Here is a 17,117-nt window from a genome sequence, read left to right on the forward strand (position 1 = left end):
TCCGCCACCGGGCGCGGGCGTGCGACAGCGAGAGCTGCGCGCGCCCGTCTTGTTTTCGGGAACCCGTTCCGGCTTTGCCGGCGGCGGGCCGCCTGCGCCGAAGGCAGGCGCACTGCAGGACAGGACACGATCATGGTCGAGTCGGAAGCTGGCGCGGCGCCCGGCGCTGCGGTGCCCGCGCTCTCCGTTCGCGGACTGGTCAAGCAGTTCGGCGCGGTGCGCGCGCTCGACGGCATCGCCTTCGACGTGCGCGCCGGCGAATGCTTCGGCCTGCTGGGACCGAACGGCGCCGGCAAGAGCACGACGCTGAAGCTCAGCCTGGGGCTCGCGCGCGCGGACCAGGGCGAGATCCGCCTGCTGGACCTGCCCGTGCCCGAGCGGGCGCGCGAAGCCCGGCAGCGGGTCGGCGTGGTGCCGCAAGCCGATGCGCTGGATCCCGATTTCACCGTGGCCGAGAACCTGATCGTGTTCGGCAGCTACTTCGGGCTGCCGGCCCCGGCGGTGCGCGGGCGGCTCGACGAGCTGCTGGACTTCGCCGGGCTGCAGGGCAAGCGCAGCGCCAAGCCCGCCGAGCTCTCCGGCGGCATGCGCCGGCGCCTCACGCTGGCGCGCGCGCTGGTGAACGATCCGGAGGTCCTCTTCCTCGACGAGCCGACCACCGGCCTGGATCCGCAGGCCCGTCACCTGATCTGGGAGCGCTTGCGCCGGCTGATGGCGCGTGGAAAGACCATCGTGCTGACCACGCACTTCATGGAAGAAGCGGAGCGCCTGTGCGACCGGCTGGCGATCGTCGACCGCGGCAGGATCATCGCGACCGGCTCGCCGCAGGCGCTGATCGCGAGCCAGATCGAGGCGCAGGTGGTCGAGGTGAGCGGCGACGGCGCCACCGACTGGGCGCGCGCCCGCGGCGACGCGCTGGCGGCGCGCACCGAGCTGGTCGGGGAGACCGCCTTCCTGTACTGCAGCCAGGGCGACGCTCCGGCGGCGCGGCTCGCCGCCGAGGCGGGCCTGCGCGTGCTGCGCCGGCCGGCCAACCTGGAAGACGTCTTCCTGAAGCTCACCGGCCGGGAGCTGCGCGACTGATGGGCGCACCGGGAATCTTCGCGCTGCCCCGGGCGTCGCTGCGCTGGCTGCCGGTGTACCTGCGCAACCTGCGGGTGTGGCGCAAGCTCGCGCTGGCCAGCGTGGTGGGCAACATCGCGGATCCGCTCATCGTGCTGGTGGCCTTCGGCTACGGCCTGGGCCGTTTGCTGCCCGAGGTGGCCGGCGTGCCCTACATCCTCTTCCTGGCGGCGGGCTCGCTGTGCATGAGCACGATGACTGCCGCGAGCTTCGAGTCGCTGTACTCGGCCTTCTCGCGAATGCACGTGCAGAAGACCTGGGAGTCGCTGCTCAACGCCCCGCTCGAGCTCGACGACGTCGTGCTGGCGGAGTGGCTCTGGGCGGCCACCAAGAGCCTGTTCTCCGGCGTCGCGATCATGGCGGTCGTGTGGGTGCTCGGCATCTCGCGCGCGCCGACGCTGCCGCTGGCGCTGGGCGTGGTCGTGCTCACCGGCCTGTGCTTCGGCGCGATCGGCCTGTGCTTCAACGCGCTGGCCCGCGGCTACGACTTCTTCACCTACTACTTCACGCTGATCATGACGCCGATGATCTTCCTGTCGGGCGTCTACTATCCGGTGAGCGCGCTGCCCGACTGGCTGGCGCCGGTGGCGGGCGCCTTGCCGCTGGCGGCGGCGGTCGAGCTGGCCCGGCCGCTGGTCATCGGCGAATGGCCGCAGGACTGGCTGCGCCCGCTGGCGACCCTGCTGGGCTTCGCCGGCGGCGCGCTCTACCTGGCCCTGGTGCTGACGCGCCGCCGCTTCGCGGCCTGAGGGTCGCGCAACTGTCGAGGCTGCCATGACGACCGAATCCGGCGCTCCGGGCGCCGAACGCGAACTTCCAAGGCCCCAGCCGGTGGGCGTGACGCCGCCCGACGGCCTGCTGCTCGCCCTGACCACGATCGGGTCGCGCCAGGAGGCCGAGTCCACCGCGCGGACGCTGCTCGAGGAGCGGCTGGTCGCCTGCGCCAACCTGCTGCCCGGTTGCCGCTCCCTCTACCTGTGGCAGGGCGCGCTCGAGGAGGCCGACGAAACGCTGGTCCTCTTCAAGACCACGCGCAACCGCTATCGGGCCTTCGAGGAAAGGCTGCGCGCGCTGCACCCCTACGAGCTGCCGGAGATCGTGGCGGTGTCACCCGACGCGGTGCTGCCGGCCTACGCGGCCTGGGTCATCGGCGAGACGCGTCGGCGCCTGGCGCGATAGCGCCCGGGTTCGCGGGCGGCCGGGCCGCCGACCGCCGCGCGCTTCGCCGCCTGCCGAAGAAGGCCGACTCGTGGATGAAGGCGCGCGCCCGGAACAGCGCCAGCAGGCCGATGCCGATGGCGGCCATCCCGGCCATCGTCCACCAGAATCCCGCCTCGGAGTGCAGGCCCGGAATGAACTCGAAGTTCATTCCGAAGATGCCGGTGATCAGGGTCAGCGGCAGGAAGACTGCGGTGATGGCGGTCAGCGTGCGCATCACCTCGTTGGTCCTGTGGGCGGTAGCCGAGAAGTGCAGCTGCACCGCGGTTTCCAGCGACGACTCCATTCGCCGCGCGTGGCCCAGCACCCGGTCGATGTGCGACACCAGATCGCTGGTGCGCACCTGCAGCGCCTCGCTCAGCCCGGGCAGCCCCGGACCGTCGCCGGCCTGCGCGGCGCCCTGGGGCCCGCTGCGCTCGAGGCGCTCGTCGCGCCACTCCTGGATCGCGTCGAGCTGCTCCTCGCACAGGTCCTGCAGGCGGCCGGCTTCGCGGCGAGCCTCCAGCAGGGGGTACCAGTCGCGAAAGGGCCGGCGCGGATCCAGCAGCTCCCGCTGCCGGCGTTCGAAGGCCTCGGCCAGCGGCTGGCGCAACTCGAGGTAGCGGTCGACCATCGCGTTCAGGATACGCAGCATCAGCTCCTCGGGCGCCGCGGGCGTCCGGCTGGCGGCGGAGCGCGAGCCCAGCAGGCGCTCGCGGGTGGAGGCGAAGGAGCGGCTGTCGGCCGCCCGCACCGTGACGAGCATGCGGTCGAACAGGAAGAAGGTCGCGGGCCGGGTCTTCAGGCGCGGCACTTCGCCACCGGCTGCCTGATCGGGCAGGGTGGCGAGGCTGCGGAACACGATCATCTCGTAGTCCGCGGTGGCGTCGAAGTACGAAGGGTGGTTCGGGTTCTCGGCGTCGAGAAGATGCGCCTCGAAGACGGTCACGCCGCTCAGCGCCTGCGCGGCGCCCGCCCAGGCGCGGGCCTCGTCGTGCGAGCAGTCGCACCACAGGAAGCCCGTCTCGGGCAGGCGGTCCGGCGCCTGCGCGAGCAGCGAGGCGCCGTCGGGGCGAACCGCGATGAAGTCGATCATCGTGCGCCGGGACGAGCCGCGAAGAGGCCGATCATGATCTGCGGCAGCGGTACCCGTTGCGGCGCGTCAGCGCGGCTCGCGCAGCCACTGCGCGACGTCGAGGGCGAAGTAGGTCAGGATGCCGTCGGCGCCGGCGCGTCGCATCGCAAGCAGCGACTCGAGCACCACCTGCCGCTCGTCGAGCCAGCCGTTGGCCGCCGCCGCCTTGAGCATCGCGTACTCGCCGCTCACCTGGTACACGAAGGTCGGCACGCGGAAGCTGTCCTTCACCCGGCGCACGATGTCCAGGTAGGGCATGCCAGGCTTGACCATGACCATGTCGGCGCCTTCCTGCAGGTCGAGCGCCACCTCGCGCAGGGCCTCGTCGGAGTTGGCCGGGTCCATCTGGTAGTTCTTCTTGTTGCTCTTGCCGAGGTTCGCCGCCGAGCCCACCGCGTCGCGGAAGGGCCCGTAGAAACCCGACGCGTACTTGGCGGAGTAGGCCATGATCCGGGTGTGGATCGCGCCCGCCGATTCGAGCGCCTGGCGGATCGCGCCGATCCGGCCGTCCATCATGTCCGACGGCGCCACGATGTCGACGCCGGCCTGGGCCTGCGCGACGGCCTGCCGGATGAGGATCTCGACCGTGGGGTCGTTCAGCACGTAGCCTTCGTCGTCGAGCACGCCGTCCTGGCCGTGGCTGGTGTAGGGATCGAGCGCCACGTCGGTCAGCACGCCCAGCTCGGGAAAGCGGCGCTTGAGTTCGGCGACCGCGCGCGGTACCAGGCCTTCCGGGTTGGCGGCCTCGGCGCCGTCCGGCGTCTTGAGCGCCGGATCGATGACCGGGAACAGGGCCATGCACGGCACGCCCAGCTCCAGGCAGCGCTCGGCCACCGGCAGAAGCAGGTCGAGGCTCAGCCGCTCGACGCCGGGCATCGACGGCACCGCCTGCCGCTTGTTCGTGCCTTCATGCACGAAGACCGGGTAGATCAGATCATCCGGCGACAGTGAATGCTCGCGCACCAGGCGGCGGGTGAAGTCGTCGCGACGGTTGCGGCGCATCCGGGTGGCGGGGAACTGCTGGATGAAGCGGCTCGATTCGGTCATGGCGTCGGGTTCCTTTGAGTGCCTTGCTGCGTGTCTTCGCCTTGCTGCCCGTCTGCGTGGCCGCGCGCCTCGATCGCCTCGCCGAGCACCGCCTCGAGCCAGCCCCGGGCCTGCTCGAGGCCGAGCCCGGTGGTCGACGAGAACGCGAGCAGGGACACCGGATTGGGCAGCCGCGCCTCGCGCAAGGCCGCTTCGACCGTGTCCAGCGCCTGGCGCTGCTGCGCGCGGCCGAGCTTGTCGGACTTGGTGAGGATGACCAGCACCGGCACGTCGGGGCGGATCCAGCGCAACAGGGCGCGATCGAGCTCGGTCACGCCGCGCCGGACGTCCATCACCAGGACCACTGCGCACAGCGCGTCGCGCACCTGCAGGTAGCGGCCGGCGAGCTGGTCCCATTCGCGCTTGACCTCGAGCGGCGCGGCGGCGAAGCCGTAGCCCGGCGTGTCCACGATCAGGGCGAGCGGGCGATCGAGCTTCTCGGGGCCCAGCGCGAAGCAGTTCAGCGCCTGGGTGCGGCCTGGGGTCTTGCTGGCGAAGGCGAGCCGGCGGCGCTGGCACAGGGCGTTGATCGCCGACGACTTGCCGGCGTTCGAGCGGCCCACGAAGGCCACCTCGGGCAGTCCGTCGCGCGGCAGCTGGGCAAGCTTCGCGACGGTGGTGGCGAAGCGCGCGGTAGGCAGGAGGGAAGCCACGTGCGAAGGAGTCCGGCGAATGCCCCCCGCAGATTGGGGTGGCGGCAGGGCCTATTGTACAATCCAGCGTTTGCGGGCCAGCCCCGCCGTGGCGTGTGGCCGCGGCCGGCCGGCTCCTCGTCATTGCCTTTCCGGGTCAACTCATGCTTCGTACCAGCATCGTCGTCGCAGTCGCGTTTGCCGCTCCGCTGGCCGTCCAGGCCCAGAACACCAAGCCCGATCCTGCGCAGGGGCGCAAGACCGCCGAAACGGTCTGCGCGGCCTGCCACGGCGCAGACGGCAACAGCAGCACTCCTGCCAACCCGAACCTCGCTGGCCAGCACTACGACTACCTGTACAAGCAGCTCGCCAACTTCAAGGTCAAGGAAGGCGCCAAGCAGGCCGAGCGCGCCAACGCGGTCATGGCCGGCTTCGCCGCCATGCTCTCCGAGGCCGACATGCGCAACGTGTCCGCCTGGTACGCGTCGCAGAAGCTCGAGCCGGCGGCGGCCAAGAACAAGGACCTGGTCGAGCTGGGCCAGAAGATCTATCGCGCCGGCATCGCCGACAAGGGCGTGCCGGCCTGCTCGGGTTGCCACAGCCCGAACGGCGCGGGCATGCCCGCCCAGTACCCGCGGCTGCAAGGCCAGTACGCCGAGTACACCGAGGCCCAGCTGATCGCCTTCCGCCAGGGCGAGCGCCTGAACAGCGCGCAGATGAGCGCGATCGCGGCCCGGATGTCCGACCGCGAGATCAAGGCCGTCTCCGACTACATTGCCGGCCTTCGGTAAGCTCGTTCCGTTCACCGCGACCTCCCGGTGAAGGAGGTTGTCATGCTTGTCCGCTTCACTCACCGGAACGACCCGCTCGCTTCCGAAATCACGCCGCAGGCGGTCTATCGCGGCCGCCGCGACATCCTGAAGGCCGCCGCGCTGGCAGCCGGCTCGGGCGCGCTGGCGGGGCTTCCTTCGGCGGCGTTCGCCGCGCCGCTGGCGCCCCCCGCATCGAGCACCGCGCCGCGACTGTCGGCCGCCGCCAGCCCGCTCTCGACCGCCGAGCCGCCGACGCCCTACAAGGACGTCACCGGCTACAACAACTTCTACGAGTTCGGCACCGACAAGGACGATCCCGCGCGCTACGCGAAATCGCTCAAGACACGGCCGTGGACGGTCGTGGTCGAGGGCGAGGTCGCGAAGCCGCGCATGTTCGGCATCGACGAGCTGATGAAGCTCGCTCCGCTCGAGGAGCGCATCTACCGGATGCGCTGCGTCGAGGGCTGGTCGATGGTCATTCCCTGGATCGGTTATCCGCTGTCGGCGCTGATCAATCAGGTCCAGCCCACCGGCAACGCGAAGTACATCGAGTTCCACACGCTGGCCGATCCGAAGCAGATGCCCGGCCTGTCGTCGTCGGTGCTCGCCTGGCCCTATGTCGAGGGCCTGCGCATGGACGAGGCGATGCACCCGCTCGCGCTGCTCGCGCTGGGCCTGTACGGCGAAGTGCTGCCCAACCAGAACGGCGCGCCGGTGCGCATGGTGGTGCCCTGGAAGTACGGCTTCAAGAGCGGCAAGTCGATCGTGAAGATCCGCTTCGTCGAAAAGCAGCCGGTCACCAGCTGGTACCGTGCCGCGCCGCACGAGTACGGCTTCTACTCGAACGTGAATCCCGAGGTCGCGCATCCGCGCTGGTCGCAGGCCAGCGAACGACGCATCGGCGAGGACGGCTTCCTGCAGCGCAAGCGCCCCACGCTGATGTTCAACGGCTACGCGGACCAGGTCGCTTCGCTCTACGCCGGCATGGACCTGCGCAAGAACTTCTGATGGCCCCCCGGGCCGGCCTGCCGCGCTGGCTGAAGCCGGCGATCTTCCTGCTGTCGCTGTTGCCGCTGGCCCGGCTGTTCCTGCTCGGCTTCGCCGGCGAGCTCGGCGCCAACCCGGTCGAGTTCGTGACCCGCTCCACCGGCACATGGGCGCTGGTCATGCTCTGCCTGACGCTCGCGATCACGCCGCTGCGACGGCTGAGCGGCTGGAACGCGCTGGTGAGGCTGCGTCGGATGCTTGGCCTGTTCGCCTTCTTCTACGCCTCGCTGCACTTCACGGTGTTCCTGTGGCTGGAGCACTGGTTCGACCTGGCGGCGATGCTGCTCGACGTGCTCGAGCGGCCCTTCGTGACCGTCGGCTTCCTGGCCTTCCTGCTGATGGTGCCGCTGGCCGCCACCTCCACCCAGGCGATGGTCAGGCGCCTGGGTTCGCGCTGGCTGACGCTGCACCGCCTGGTCTACCTGATCGGCCCCCTGGCGGTGCTGCACTTCTGGTGGCACAAGGCCGGCAAGAACGACTTCGGCGAGCCGGCCTTCTACGGAGCGGTGATCGCGCTGTTGCTGGCTGCGCGGCTGGTCGGGCGCCGGCGAGGGCGCTGACCGCGGCGAACGACCCCGGCCGGCGGCTGCGGCAGTCGAGCCCGGCCTGTGAAACCGGCCGGTCGACCCGGCTGCCGAGTTCAGCCGGCGAGCGGGTCGGGCAGCCGGCGTTCGTGGGCGAACAAGTCCTCGACGCGCTCGCGCTCGCGCACCAGCACCGCCTTGTCGCCGCTGACCAGCACCTCGGCGCCGCGCGGCCGGGTGTTGTAGTTCGAGCTCATCGCCATGCCGTAGGCGCCGGCCGACATGATCGCAAGCAGGTCGCCTTCGCCGATGGCGAGCCGGCGCCCCCGCGCGAGCCAGTCGCCGGACTCGCAGACCGGGCCGACCACGTCCCAGGCAGCGGCCTCGCGCGGCGCCGAGGCGTCGACCGGCAGCACGTCGTGCCAGGCCTCGTAGAGCGAAGGGCGCATCAGGTCGTTCATCGCGGCGTCGACGATCGCGAAGTGCCGGTCGGCATTCGTCTTCAGGTACTCGACGCGGGTCAGCAGCACGCCTGCATTGCCCACGATCGAGCGGCCGAACTCGAACAGCACCTCGAATTCGCGGCCGCGCGGATGGCGGTCGAGCCGCTCGAACACCGCCTGCAGCAACGCGGCGCGCGAGGGCGGGGTCTCGTCGTCGTAGCGGATGCCCAGCCCGCCGCCGAGATCGAGGTGCTTCAGCGCGATGCCTGCGGCCGCGAGCGAATCGACCAGCTCGAGCACCTTGTCGAGCGCGGCCAGGAAGGGCTCGATCGTGGTGATCTGCGAGCCGATGTGGCAATCGATGCCGAGCACGTCGAGGTTCGGCAGCGAGGCGGCCAGCCGGTACACGCGCAGCGCTTCCTCGTGCGCGATGCCGAACTTGTTCTCGCGCAGCCCGGTGGAGATGTACGGATGGGTGCCCGCGTCGACGTCGGGGTTCACGCGCAGCGAGACCGGCGCCCGTCGTCCGAGCGCGCCGGCGACCTCGTCCAGTCGCCGCAGTTCGCTCTCGGATTCCACGTTGAAGCAGCGCACGCCGATCTCGAGCGCGCGCTGCATCTCCGTGCGCGACTTGCCGACGCCGGAGAACACGATCCGCGAGGCATCGCCGCCGGCGGCCAGCACCCGTTCGAGCTCGCCGCCCGACACGATGTCGAAGCCCGCGCCGCGCCGGGCGAGCAGGTCGATGATCGCCAGGTTGGAGTTTGCCTTCAGCGCGTAGCAGACGAGCACCCTGCGGCCGGCCGCCGCACCGGCGAACTCGTCGAAGGCCGAGGCGATGGCCGCCTTCGAATAGACCCAGGTGGGCGTGCCGAAGCGCTCGGCGATGTCGGCAAGCGCGACGTCTTCGGCCAGCAGCCGATGCTGGCGGTAGTGGAAGGCTTCCATGGCGATGGGATCAGGATCGAGGAGAGGGGGCCAGCGTCAAGACGGCGCGGACCGGTCCGGGATCAGGCGACTGCGAAAGACGCTTCTTGGGCGGCGGCTGGTCGGGCAGGTAGAGCGGTCCGCGCTGCCCGCAGCCGGCGAGCAACGTCGCGCCCGCGAGCGCGGCGAGGATCGCGCAGCGCAGCGGGCGAACCCGAGAAAGACGCCCTGTGTTCGCGAAGTCCACCAAGCCAGTCTAGCATGCGGCACAGCCTGCCATGCCGGGCCCGGAGCGCCGCCTGGACCGTGTGGCCGCAGGCCTCTAGAACACCTGGTCGCGCACTTCGTCGACGTTCTCGCCGGTGGCCAGGCCGTCCTCGATGCCGATGGTCGCGACGCCTTGCCCGGGCCGCGTCTCGCTCAGGTAGTACTCGCCATCGAGACGGACCACGCCGCGCGGCGGGTTCTCGCCGGCCTCGGGCACGCCTTTCAGTGCAGCGGCCATGTAGTCGATCCAGATCGGCAGGGCCAGGCCGCCGCCGGTTTCCCGGTCGCCGAGCTTGCGCGGCTGGTCGAACCCGACCCAGGCGACGGCGGCCACGGTGGGCTGGTAGCCGACGAACCAGGCGTCGTGCGAATCGTTGGTCGTGCCGGTCTTGCCGGCCAGGTCGCTGCGCTTGAGCGATTTCGCCCGGGCGGCCGTGCCGAAACGCACGACGCTTCGCAGCATGCTGTCCATCAGGAAGGCGTTGCGCGGATCGATCGCGCGGCGCGCCTCGTCGCCCGCGCGGGCGGGCCGCGCCTGCGCCAGCACCCGGCCCGAGCCGTCGGTGATCCGCTCGACGATGTAGGGATCGATCCGGTAGCCGCCGTTGGCGAACACGGAGATCGCGCCGACCATCTGCCAGGGCGTGACCGAGCCCGCGCCCAGCGCCATGGTCAGGAAGGGGGGGTGACGCGCGGCGTCGAAGCCGAACCGGGTGATGTAGTCCTGGGCGTACTGCGGGCCGATCTCGTCGAGGACCCGGATCGAGACCATGTTCTTCGAGCGGGCCAGTGCGGTGCGCAGCGGCATCGGGCCGTCGTACTTGCCGTCGTAGTTCTTGGGCTCCCAGAGCTGCCCGCCGGTGACGGCGGGGTCGACCCTGAAAGGCGCGTCGTTGACGATCGTGCTGGTCATGATCCCCTTTTCGAGCGCCGCCGAGTAGATGAAGGGCTTGAACGCCGAGCCCGGCTGGCGCCAGGCCTGGGTGACCCGGTTGAACTTGTTGCGCGAGAAGTCGAAGCCGCCGACCAGCGCCCGGACCGCCCCGTCGGCGGTGCTGGCGGCCACGAAGGCGCCCTGCACCTCGGGAAGCTGGGCGATCTCCCATTCGCCCTTCGCGTTCCGGGCGACGCGCACCACGGCGCCGCGCCGCAGCTGCAGCGCGGCGGGCGCCTTGGGCGCGAGCGCCCGCGCCACGAAGCGCAGGTTCTTCTGCTCGATGGTGATGGGCTCGCCGCCCTTGCCGCGGCTCACGGTCACCGCTTTCGGCGAGGCCTCCAGCACGACCGCCGGATCGAGCTGTTCGTCGTAATCGGCGGCCTCGGCGATCGCCGCCTCGATCTGGTCGGCCGCGACGGCCGGGTCGCCCGACAGGTCGATGAAGCGCTCGGGTCCGCGGAAGCCGTGACGCCGGTCGTACTCGAACAGGCCGTCGCGCAGCGCCGCATTGGCGGCCTTCTGGTCCTCCGCGAGGATGGTGGTGAAGATCTTGAGACCGGAGGTGTAGGAGTCCTCGCGGTAGAGGTCCCAGGCAAGCTGCCGCGCGAGCTCCGCCACATAGGGAGCCTCGACCGCGTAGCCGGAGTCGGGCTGAGCGAACTGCAGCTTCTCGGCCAGCGCCGCGTCGTACTGGGCCTGGGTCAGGAAGCCTGATTCGAGCATCCGCCGCAGGATGTAGCGCTGGCGCTCGGTCGCCCGCCTTGGATTCACCAGCGGATTGAAGCGGGAGGGCGCCTTGGGCAGGCCGGCGAGCATGGCCGCCTCGGCCGCGCTCACCTGGGCCAGGGGCTTGCCGAAGTAGGTCTGCGCGGCTGCCGCGAAGCCGTAGGCGCGCTTGCCCAGGAAGATCTGGTTCAGGTAGAGCTCGAGGATCTGGTCCTTGCTCAGGCTCTCCTCGATGCGGAAGGCGAGCAGGATCTCGATGATCTTCCGGGTGTAGGTGCGTTCCGGCGACAGGAAGAACTCGCGGGCCAGCTGCATGGTGAGCGTGCTGGCCCCCTGCTCGGTGCCGCCCGCGCTCAGGTTGGCCAGTGCGGCACGCGCCACGCCCACCAGGTCGACGCCGGCGTGTTCGAAGAAGCGGGCGTCCTCGGCGGCGACCACCGCGTACTTCATGACGTCGGGAACATCCTCGATGCGCACGAAGGTCCGCCGCTCTTCGCCGAACTCGCCGATCAGCACGCCATCGGCGGTGTACACGCGCAGCGGGATCCGCGGCCGGTAGTCGATCAGCGCGTCGAGCGGCGGGAGCCTGTCGTTGGCCAGCAACAGCGCGAGCGCGACCGCCAGCAGCGCCGACGCGATCCCCGCGACCGGGATCGCGATCGCCGCGAGCACGAGCGTCCGCCAGCGGAACCTGGCCGGCTTGGAGGCGGGGCGGGCGGACTTGCGGCTCATGCGCGACGGCGCGGGCAACTGGGAATGACCTCGGCGGAAGGGGATTGCCGATTATACGGGCCCACTCCAGCCCCGGCGTGATGGGGGTGGGGCCGACCCCGGGCAGGGCCGGGGCAGGCCTCTGACAGGCCCGATCCTGCCGGATGGTCGTTGCCGTACGACGGATGGAGTCCCGCAACAGTCAAGTTTTCCACAAAAAGCTTTACATTAAATCGAGGCCATTGATAGCATTCAGAAACCAGATGCAAATGGCCGCGTAAATATCTGTTCTAAAAGAATTTTTGAGGCTATCCGTGGCTATTACTCTGACAGGTGGGCTCAGGCGCGCCACCCCTCCTCTGGTGGGGATAGACCTCAGCGCCTCGAGCGTCAAGGTGGTCGAGCTGTCGCGGGGCCAGAAGGCCGCGCTGCGGCTGGAACGATACGCAATCGAGCCGATCGAGCGAGGCGCGATCGTCGACGGCAACATCGAGAAGCCCGAGGCGGTCGCCGACTCGCTGACGCGGGCGCTCAAGCGCTGCGGCACCAGGGCGAAGGAAGCGGCCCTGGCCCTGCCGTCGGGCGCGGTCATCACCAAGAAGATCAGCCTGCCCGGCGGTCTGCGCGAAGAGGACTACGAGGTCCAGGTCGAGACCGAGGCCAGCCAGTACATCCCCTTCCCGATCGACGAGGTCAACCTCGACTTCCAGATCCTGGGGCCCGCCAGTTCCGCGGAAGACGAGCCGGACGTCGAGGTGCTGCTCGCCGCGTCGCGCAAGGAGAAGGTCGACGACCGGGTCGCCGTGGCCGAGATGGCCGGGCTGAAGCCGGTCGTCATGGACGTCGAGCCCTACGCGCTGCGCTCGGCGGTCGACCATGTGACCGGCTTCCTGCCCGATGCGGGGCAGGGCCGGATCATCGCCGTCTTCTCGATCGGCCAGACCACCACCAGCGTGACGGTGGTGCTCAACCAGCAGACGATCTTCGAGCGCGAGCAGGCCTTCGGCGGCCAGCAGCTCACGCAGGAGCTGGTGAGGCTGTACGGGCTGACGCCCGAGGAGGCCGAGGCCCGCAAGCGCACCGGCGACCTGCCCGACAACTACCAGCGCGACCTGCTGCAGCCGTTCGTGGAGCAGGGCGCCACCGACATCGGCCGCGCGCTCCAGTTCTTCTTCACCTCCACGCCCTACACCCGGGTCGACCAGATCCTGCTGGCCGGCGGCTCGGCGGTGGTGCCGGGGCTGGTCGAGGCGGTGGCCGAGCGCACCCAGGTGCCGACCGAGCTGTTGAGCCCCTTCAAGGGCATGGAACTGTCGGAGTCGATCCGCGAACGCCAGCTGCGCGGTGACGCGCCGGCGCTCCTGGTCGCCGCCGGCCTCGCAATGCGCAGGTTCGACGCATGAACGTGAGAATCAATCTGCTGCCGCATCGCGAGATGCGGCGTGAGCGCCGCAAGAAGGACTTCCTGCTGCTGCTCGGGGCCACCACGATCGGCGCGGCGCTGGCCGCCTTCGCGGTGGGCATGGTCATCGACGGCCAGATCGACACCCAGCGCGCGCGCAACGATTTCATCCGCGCCGAGAACGCCAAGCTCGACGAGCAGATCAAGGAGATCGCGACCCTGCGCGCCGAGATCGACGCGCTGCGCGCCCGCCAGCTGGCGGTCGAGACGCTGCAGGCGAACCGCACGATCCCGGTTCACCTGGTCGACGAGCTGGTCAGGCAGATGCCCGAGGGCGCCTTCCTGAAGAGCGTGAAGCAGGATGCGCGCAAGGTCACGCTGGTGGGGCTGGCGCAGTCCAACGAGCGGATCTCGGACCTGCTGCGCAGCCTCGCGAACGATTCGCCCTGGCTGGAGCGTCCCGAGCTCGTCGAGATCAAGGCGGTCCCGCTCGGGGATCCGCAGGCGGCCAGGCAGGCCGGGCGCGGCGCGGCCGATGGCGCCGACGCACGACGGGTCTACGAGTTCTCGGTCAACGCGCTGATCCGCAGTCCGGAGGCCGAGGCCGCTGCGGCCGCCGCCCAGGGCGGCCAGGCCAGGCCGGCTCCGGCCCGGCAGGCGGCGCTCGCGCCGGCCACAGGCAGGAACTGACGCCATGGCAAAGCTGAATCCGAAGATCGATCTCTCCGCGGTCGCCGCCCAGTTCGACGGCTTGCGCGAGCGCCACCCCGGGCTGTGGCCCGCGTTGCCCAAGGTCGCGCTGCTCGCCCTGATCGTCGCCGCCGTCATGGCGGTGGCCTGGGCCGTGTACTGGAAGGGGCAGTTCGAGGAGCTCGAGCGCCGTCGCGGCGAAGAGGTCCAGTTGCGCGGCCAGTTCGTCGACAAGATGAAACAGGCGGTCAACCTGCCGGTGCTGCGCAAGCAGAAGGAGCAGGTCATGCAGTACGTGAGCCAGCTCGAGAAGCAGCTGCCCAGCAAGGCCGAGATGGACGCGCTGCTGTCCGACATCAACCAGGCCGGTGTCGGGCGCGGGCTGCAGTTCGAGCTGTTCAAGCCCGGCCAGGTGATGGTCCGCGAGTACTACGCGGAGCTGCCGATCAGCATCCGGCTCACCGGCGACTATCACGACTTCGCGGCCTTCACCAGCGACGTGGCCAACCTGCCGCGCATCGTCACGCTGCACGACGTGCGGATCGTCGCGCCGGATCGCGCCGGCCCCACGACCGGCGGCGTCAAGCCGGCGGGACCGCTGGTGATGGAGGCCACGGCGAAGACCTTCCGCTACCTCGATGCGGAAGAGGTCGCCGAGCAGAAACGCAAGGAAGCCGCGGCCAAGGCGCCCGCGGGCAAAGGCAAGGCAGGCGGAGGCAAGGCATGACCCGCGAAACGATTGCGGCAAGGATGCCGCTGCTCGCCGCCGCGATGCTGGCGGCGATGCTGGCCGGCTGCGGCGACGACCGCAGCGAGCTGCGCAGCTGGATGGAGAACGTGCGTGCGACCATGCAGCCGGTCCGGGAAACGATCGCCGAGCCGAAGAAGTTCGAGCCTTTCCGCTACGATCGCGCCGCCGAGGTCCATCCTTTCGCGCGCACCCGGCTCGCCGGCCTGTCGGCGGACGACGCGCGGTCGAGCCGAGGCAGCGTGCTGAAGCCCGACCTGGCGCGGCCGCGCGAGCAGCTGGAGAGTTTCCCGCTCGACGCGATCCGGATGGTGGGGCACATGTCGAACGGCAGGCAGAACTTCGCGCTGCTGCAGGTCGAGAGCGTCGTGCACCAGGCCCGGGTGGGCAACCACGCAGGACAGAACCATGGCGTCATCACGCGTGTCGCCGAGAACGAAGTGAGGCTGCGGGAACTGGTGCAGGACGCAGCCGGTGACTGGGTCCACCGCGAGACGACCTTGCAGTTGCAGGAGGGGGGCAAATGATTTCGATTACCGGCGGGCAGTCACGCATCCAGGGCGCTTTCGCGAGATCGGCAGGCCGCGCCTGCGCGATCCTGATGGTCTGGCTGGCCGGCGCCTCCGCCGCGCTGGCCCAGTCCAACTCGATCGAATCGGTCACCAGCGCCCAGCAGGGCACCACGACCTACCTCAGGATCAACCTCAAGTCCCCGCCGGCCACCGTGCCCGCGGGCTTCTCGATCTCCAGTCCGCCGCGCATCGCGCTCGACCTGGTCGACACCGCCAACGCCTCCGGCCAGAACACGATCGAGCTTCCGCAGGGCGACGTTCGCAGCGTCGCCATCGTGCAGTCGGGCCAGCGCTCGCGGCTCGTGCTCAACCTCAAGCGGGCGCTGAGCCACACCACCACGATCGACGGCAATGCGCTGGTGGTGGCGCTCGAGCCGGTCACGACCGCGCCCTCCGCGGGCGCGTCGGCGAGCACCTACAGCTTCGCGAAGGCCGACACCGCGGCCGGCCAGGCCTTGCGCGACGTCGACTTCCGGCGCGGCCGCGACGGCGAGGGCCGCGTGGTCGTCGAGCTCTCCGACAGCGGCGTCGGCGTCGACGTGCGCCAGCAAGGCTCGACGATCGTCGTCGACTTCCTGAACACCGCGCTGCCCGACAACCTGCGCCGCCGCCTCGACGTGGGCGACTTCGGCACGCCGGTCAGCTCGGTGCGCGCCTTCCAGCAAGGCGACAACGCCAGGCTGGTGATCGAGCCCACCGGCCAGTGGGAGCACAACGCCTACCAGAGCGACACGCAGTTCGTCGTCGAGGTCAAGCCGGTTCGCGAGGACCCGTCGCGGCTCGCGCAGGGCTCGCAGCCGCGCTATCGCGGCGAGCGCCTGTCGCTGAACTTCCAGAACGTGGAGGTCCGCGCGCTGCTGCAGGTCATCGCCGATTTCACGAACCTGAACATCGTGACCAGCGACTCGGTGTCGGGCAGCCTCACGCTGCGCCTGAAGGACGTGCCCTGGGACCAGGCCCTGGACATCGTGCTCCAGTCCAAGGGCCTGGACATGCGCCGCAACGGCAACGTGATCATGGTCGCGCCGCGCGACGAGCTGGCGGCCAAGGAGAAGCTCGAGCTCGAGGCCCGGCAGCAGATCGCCGAGATCGAGCCGGTGCGCACCGAGACCTTCCAGCTGAACTACCAGAAGGCCGAGGAAGTCCAGAAGCTGCTCGGCAACGACAAGCAGCGCGTGCTGTCCAAGCGCGGCAGCGTGGTCATCGACCAGCGCACCAACAAGGTCTTCGTGCAGGACACGGTCTCGCGCCTCGAGGCGGTCCGCAAGGTCATCGAGCAGGTCGACGTGCCGGTGCGCCAGGTGCTGATCGAGGCCCGCATCGTCGAGGCCGACGACCGCTTCTCGCGCAACCTGGGCGCACGCTTCGGCTACAACCGGATCAACGCCAGCGCCGGCAGCTTCGCCGGCCGGGCCACGGTGTCCGGCAACCTGCAGGGCGTGGCCGACCTGACGCCGCTGCCCACCGCGGTCAGCGCAGGCACCACGCTGCTGCCGAACGCCAACTTCGTGAATCTGCCCGCAGCGGCGATCGGCACGATCCAGCCCTCGTCCTTCGCGGTCAGCCTGTTCAATTCGGGCCTGACACGCTTCCTCAACCTGGAGATCTCGGCGCTCGAGGCCGACCAGCGGGGCAAGGTGCTGTCCAGCCCGCGGGTGCTCACCGCCGACCAGGGCACCGCGATCATCGAGCAGGGCAAGGAGATCCCGTACCAGCAGGCCACCTCGAGCGGCGCGACCGCCGTGCAGTTCAAGAAGGCGGTGCTCAAGCTCGAGGTCACGCCGCAGATCACGCCCGAGGGCAGCGTCATCATGACGGTCAAGGTGAGCCGCGACAACGCGGCGGAACTGCTGCCCAGCGGCGTGGCGATCGACACGCGGCGGGTCGAGACCCAGGTGCTGGTCGAGAACGGCGGCACCGTGGTCATCGGCGGCATCTACGAGCAGATCGAGCGCGACCGGGAGAACAAGGTGCCGCTGCTCGGCGACATCCCGATCCTGGGCTACGCGTTCAAGAACAAGGAGCGCCAGAACGACCGCAGCGAGCTGCTGGTCTTCCTGACCCCGCGTGTCGTGACCGACACCGCGATGGCGAGGTGAGCGCGGGCGGACCGCCGGCCCCGCATCAGCCCGAAGGGGC

Annotated in this window: 16 protein-coding genes and 1 pseudogene; 11 read left to right on the forward strand and 6 right to left on the reverse strand. The window is 70.1% G+C overall.

The window, feature by feature from the left end; translation table 11 throughout:
• Positions 1-132: 132 nt before the first annotated feature.
• From FHP08_RS15210 to cutA, 3 genes are read left to right on the forward strand one after another with little or no spacing between them, the layout of a single operon-like run.
• On the forward strand, positions 133-1,083 hold the full coding sequence (locus FHP08_RS15210) for an ATP-binding cassette domain-containing protein (RefSeq protein ID WP_147705341.1): 951 nt from the start codon (positions 133-135) through the stop codon (positions 1,081-1,083).
• Positions 1,083-1,871: an ABC transporter permease gene (locus FHP08_RS15215; protein WP_147705342.1), complete on the forward strand. Its 789-nt coding sequence runs from the start codon at positions 1,083-1,085 to the stop codon at positions 1,869-1,871. Before FHP08_RS15210 ends, FHP08_RS15215 begins: the two co-directional genes overlap by 1 nt.
• A gap of 25 nt (positions 1,872-1,896) precedes the next feature.
• Positions 1,897-2,301 carry a divalent-cation tolerance protein CutA gene (cutA, locus tag FHP08_RS15220; RefSeq protein WP_147705343.1) on the forward strand — a complete coding sequence of 135 codons (405 nt, stop codon included), beginning with the start codon at positions 1,897-1,899 and terminating at the stop codon, positions 2,299-2,301.
• Here the strand turns inward: cutA and FHP08_RS15225 are convergent.
• The 3 genes from FHP08_RS15225 to yihA all read right to left on the reverse strand — a co-directional run bounded on the left by FHP08_RS15225 (position 2,267) and on the right by yihA (position 5,193).
• Positions 2,267-3,415, reverse strand: a complete 1,149-nt coding sequence (locus tag FHP08_RS15225) for a magnesium transporter CorA family protein (RefSeq protein ID WP_147705344.1) — start codon at positions 3,413-3,415, stop codon at positions 2,267-2,269. The genes cutA and FHP08_RS15225 overlap by 35 nt on opposite strands.
• Before the next feature lie 66 nt (positions 3,416-3,481).
• A complete protein-coding gene (gene hemB / locus FHP08_RS15230) occupies positions 3,482-4,501 on the reverse strand; it encodes a porphobilinogen synthase (protein ID WP_147705345.1) in 1,020 nt (339 codons plus the stop codon).
• Positions 4,498-5,193 carry a ribosome biogenesis GTP-binding protein YihA/YsxC gene (gene yihA / locus FHP08_RS15235; protein ID WP_147705346.1) on the reverse strand — a complete coding sequence of 232 codons (696 nt, stop codon included), beginning with the start codon at positions 5,191-5,193 and terminating at the stop codon, positions 4,498-4,500. The genes hemB and yihA overlap by 4 nt, the downstream gene beginning before the upstream one ends.
• 143 nt (positions 5,194-5,336) lie before the next feature.
• Between yihA and FHP08_RS15240 the strand changes: the two genes are divergently transcribed.
• Genes FHP08_RS15240 through FHP08_RS15250 form a run of 3 tightly spaced genes read left to right on the forward strand, consistent with a single transcriptional unit; the run spans position 5,337 to position 7,591 of the window.
• Positions 5,337-5,963: a c-type cytochrome gene (locus tag FHP08_RS15240; RefSeq protein WP_147705347.1), complete on the forward strand. Its 627-nt coding sequence runs from the start codon at positions 5,337-5,339 to the stop codon at positions 5,961-5,963.
• A 42-nt stretch (positions 5,964-6,005) separates the two neighbouring features.
• Entirely contained in the window at positions 6,006-6,992 is a 987-nt protein-coding gene (gene msrP, locus FHP08_RS15245) for a protein-methionine-sulfoxide reductase catalytic subunit MsrP (RefSeq protein WP_147705348.1), read from the forward strand.
• Positions 6,992-7,591 (forward strand): protein-methionine-sulfoxide reductase heme-binding subunit MsrQ, encoded by a 600-nt coding sequence (locus tag FHP08_RS15250; RefSeq protein ID WP_147705349.1) that lies wholly within the window; start codon positions 6,992-6,994, stop codon positions 7,589-7,591. Before msrP ends, FHP08_RS15250 begins: the two co-directional genes overlap by 1 nt.
• Positions 7,592-7,671: 80 nt before the next feature.
• On the opposite strand, the gene lysA is transcribed toward FHP08_RS15250, so the two are convergent.
• The 3 genes and pseudogenes from lysA to FHP08_RS15265 all read right to left on the reverse strand — a co-directional run bounded on the left by lysA (position 7,672) and on the right by FHP08_RS15265 (position 11,587).
• Entirely contained in the window at positions 7,672-8,946 is a 1,275-nt protein-coding gene (lysA, locus tag FHP08_RS15255; RefSeq protein ID WP_147705350.1) for a diaminopimelate decarboxylase, read from the reverse strand.
• Between the two features lie 58 nt (positions 8,947-9,004).
• Positions 9,005-9,130, reverse strand: a pseudogene (gene lptM / locus FHP08_RS15260) (LPS translocon maturation chaperone LptM); the annotation flags it as partial.
• Positions 9,131-9,247: 117 nt separating this feature from the next.
• Entirely contained in the window at positions 9,248-11,587 is a 2,340-nt protein-coding gene (locus FHP08_RS15265; RefSeq protein ID WP_147705351.1) for a penicillin-binding protein 1A, read from the reverse strand.
• Positions 11,588-11,880: 293 nt separating this feature from the next.
• Between FHP08_RS15265 and FHP08_RS15270 the strand changes: the two genes are divergently transcribed.
• The 5 genes from FHP08_RS15270 to pilQ are packed head-to-tail and all read left to right on the forward strand — an operon-like array spanning position 11,881 to position 17,077.
• The gene (locus FHP08_RS15270; protein WP_407704039.1) at positions 11,881-12,969 is read left to right on the forward strand and encodes a pilus assembly protein PilM; all 1,089 of its coding nucleotides are present in this window, start codon (positions 11,881-11,883) and stop codon (positions 12,967-12,969) included.
• A complete protein-coding gene (locus tag FHP08_RS15275) occupies positions 12,966-13,658 on the forward strand; it encodes a PilN domain-containing protein (RefSeq protein ID WP_147705352.1) in 693 nt (230 codons plus the stop codon). Before FHP08_RS15270 ends, FHP08_RS15275 begins: the two co-directional genes overlap by 4 nt.
• Positions 13,659-13,662: 4 nt before the next feature.
• Entirely contained in the window at positions 13,663-14,385 is a 723-nt protein-coding gene (locus FHP08_RS15280; RefSeq protein ID WP_147705353.1) for a type IV pilus inner membrane component PilO, read from the forward strand.
• Entirely contained in the window at positions 14,382-14,933 is a 552-nt protein-coding gene (locus tag FHP08_RS15285) for a pilus assembly protein PilP (RefSeq protein ID WP_147705354.1), read from the forward strand. The genes FHP08_RS15280 and FHP08_RS15285 overlap by 4 nt, the downstream gene beginning before the upstream one ends.
• On the forward strand, positions 14,930-17,077 hold the full coding sequence (gene pilQ / locus FHP08_RS15290) for a type IV pilus secretin PilQ (protein ID WP_187272322.1): 2,148 nt from the start codon (positions 14,930-14,932) through the stop codon (positions 17,075-17,077). The genes FHP08_RS15285 and pilQ overlap by 4 nt, the downstream gene beginning before the upstream one ends.
• The last annotated feature ends 40 nt before the right edge of the window (positions 17,078-17,117 follow it).

The organism is Zeimonas arvi (assembly GCF_008039575.1).
GTDB classification, from domain to species: Bacteria; Pseudomonadota; Gammaproteobacteria; order Burkholderiales; family Burkholderiaceae_E; genus Zeimonas; species Zeimonas arvi.

Bases quoted from the DNA above. Each gene is read 5' to 3' on its own strand.
- FHP08_RS15210 (WP_147705341.1), top strand. From the start codon at position 133: ATGGTCGAGTCGGAAGCTGGCGCGGCGCCCGGCGCTGCGGTGCCCGCG.
- FHP08_RS15215 (WP_147705342.1), top strand. From the start codon at position 1,083: ATGGGCGCACCGGGAATCTTCGCGCTGCCCCGGGCGTCGCTGCGCTGG.
- cutA (WP_147705343.1), top strand. From the start codon at position 1,897: ATGACGACCGAATCCGGCGCTCCGGGCGCCGAACGCGAACTTCCAAGG.
- FHP08_RS15225 (WP_147705344.1), bottom strand. From the start codon at position 3,415: ATGATCGACTTCATCGCGGTTCGCCCCGACGGCGCCTCGCTGCTCGCG.
- hemB (WP_147705345.1), bottom strand. From the start codon at position 4,501: ATGACCGAATCGAGCCGCTTCATCCAGCAGTTCCCCGCCACCCGGATG.
- FHP08_RS15240 (WP_147705347.1), top strand. From the start codon at position 5,337: ATGCTTCGTACCAGCATCGTCGTCGCAGTCGCGTTTGCCGCTCCGCTG.
- msrP (WP_147705348.1), top strand. From the start codon at position 6,006: ATGCTTGTCCGCTTCACTCACCGGAACGACCCGCTCGCTTCCGAAATC.
- FHP08_RS15250 (WP_147705349.1), top strand. From the start codon at position 6,992: ATGGCCCCCCGGGCCGGCCTGCCGCGCTGGCTGAAGCCGGCGATCTTC.
- lysA (WP_147705350.1), bottom strand. From the start codon at position 8,946: ATGGAAGCCTTCCACTACCGCCAGCATCGGCTGCTGGCCGAAGACGTC.
- FHP08_RS15265 (WP_147705351.1), bottom strand. From the start codon at position 11,587: ATGAGCCGCAAGTCCGCCCGCCCCGCCTCCAAGCCGGCCAGGTTCCGC.
- FHP08_RS15275 (WP_147705352.1), top strand. From the start codon at position 12,966: ATGAACGTGAGAATCAATCTGCTGCCGCATCGCGAGATGCGGCGTGAG.
- FHP08_RS15280 (WP_147705353.1), top strand. From the start codon at position 13,663: ATGGCAAAGCTGAATCCGAAGATCGATCTCTCCGCGGTCGCCGCCCAG.
- FHP08_RS15285 (WP_147705354.1), top strand. From the start codon at position 14,382: ATGACCCGCGAAACGATTGCGGCAAGGATGCCGCTGCTCGCCGCCGCG.
- pilQ (WP_187272322.1), top strand. From the start codon at position 14,930: ATGATTTCGATTACCGGCGGGCAGTCACGCATCCAGGGCGCTTTCGCG.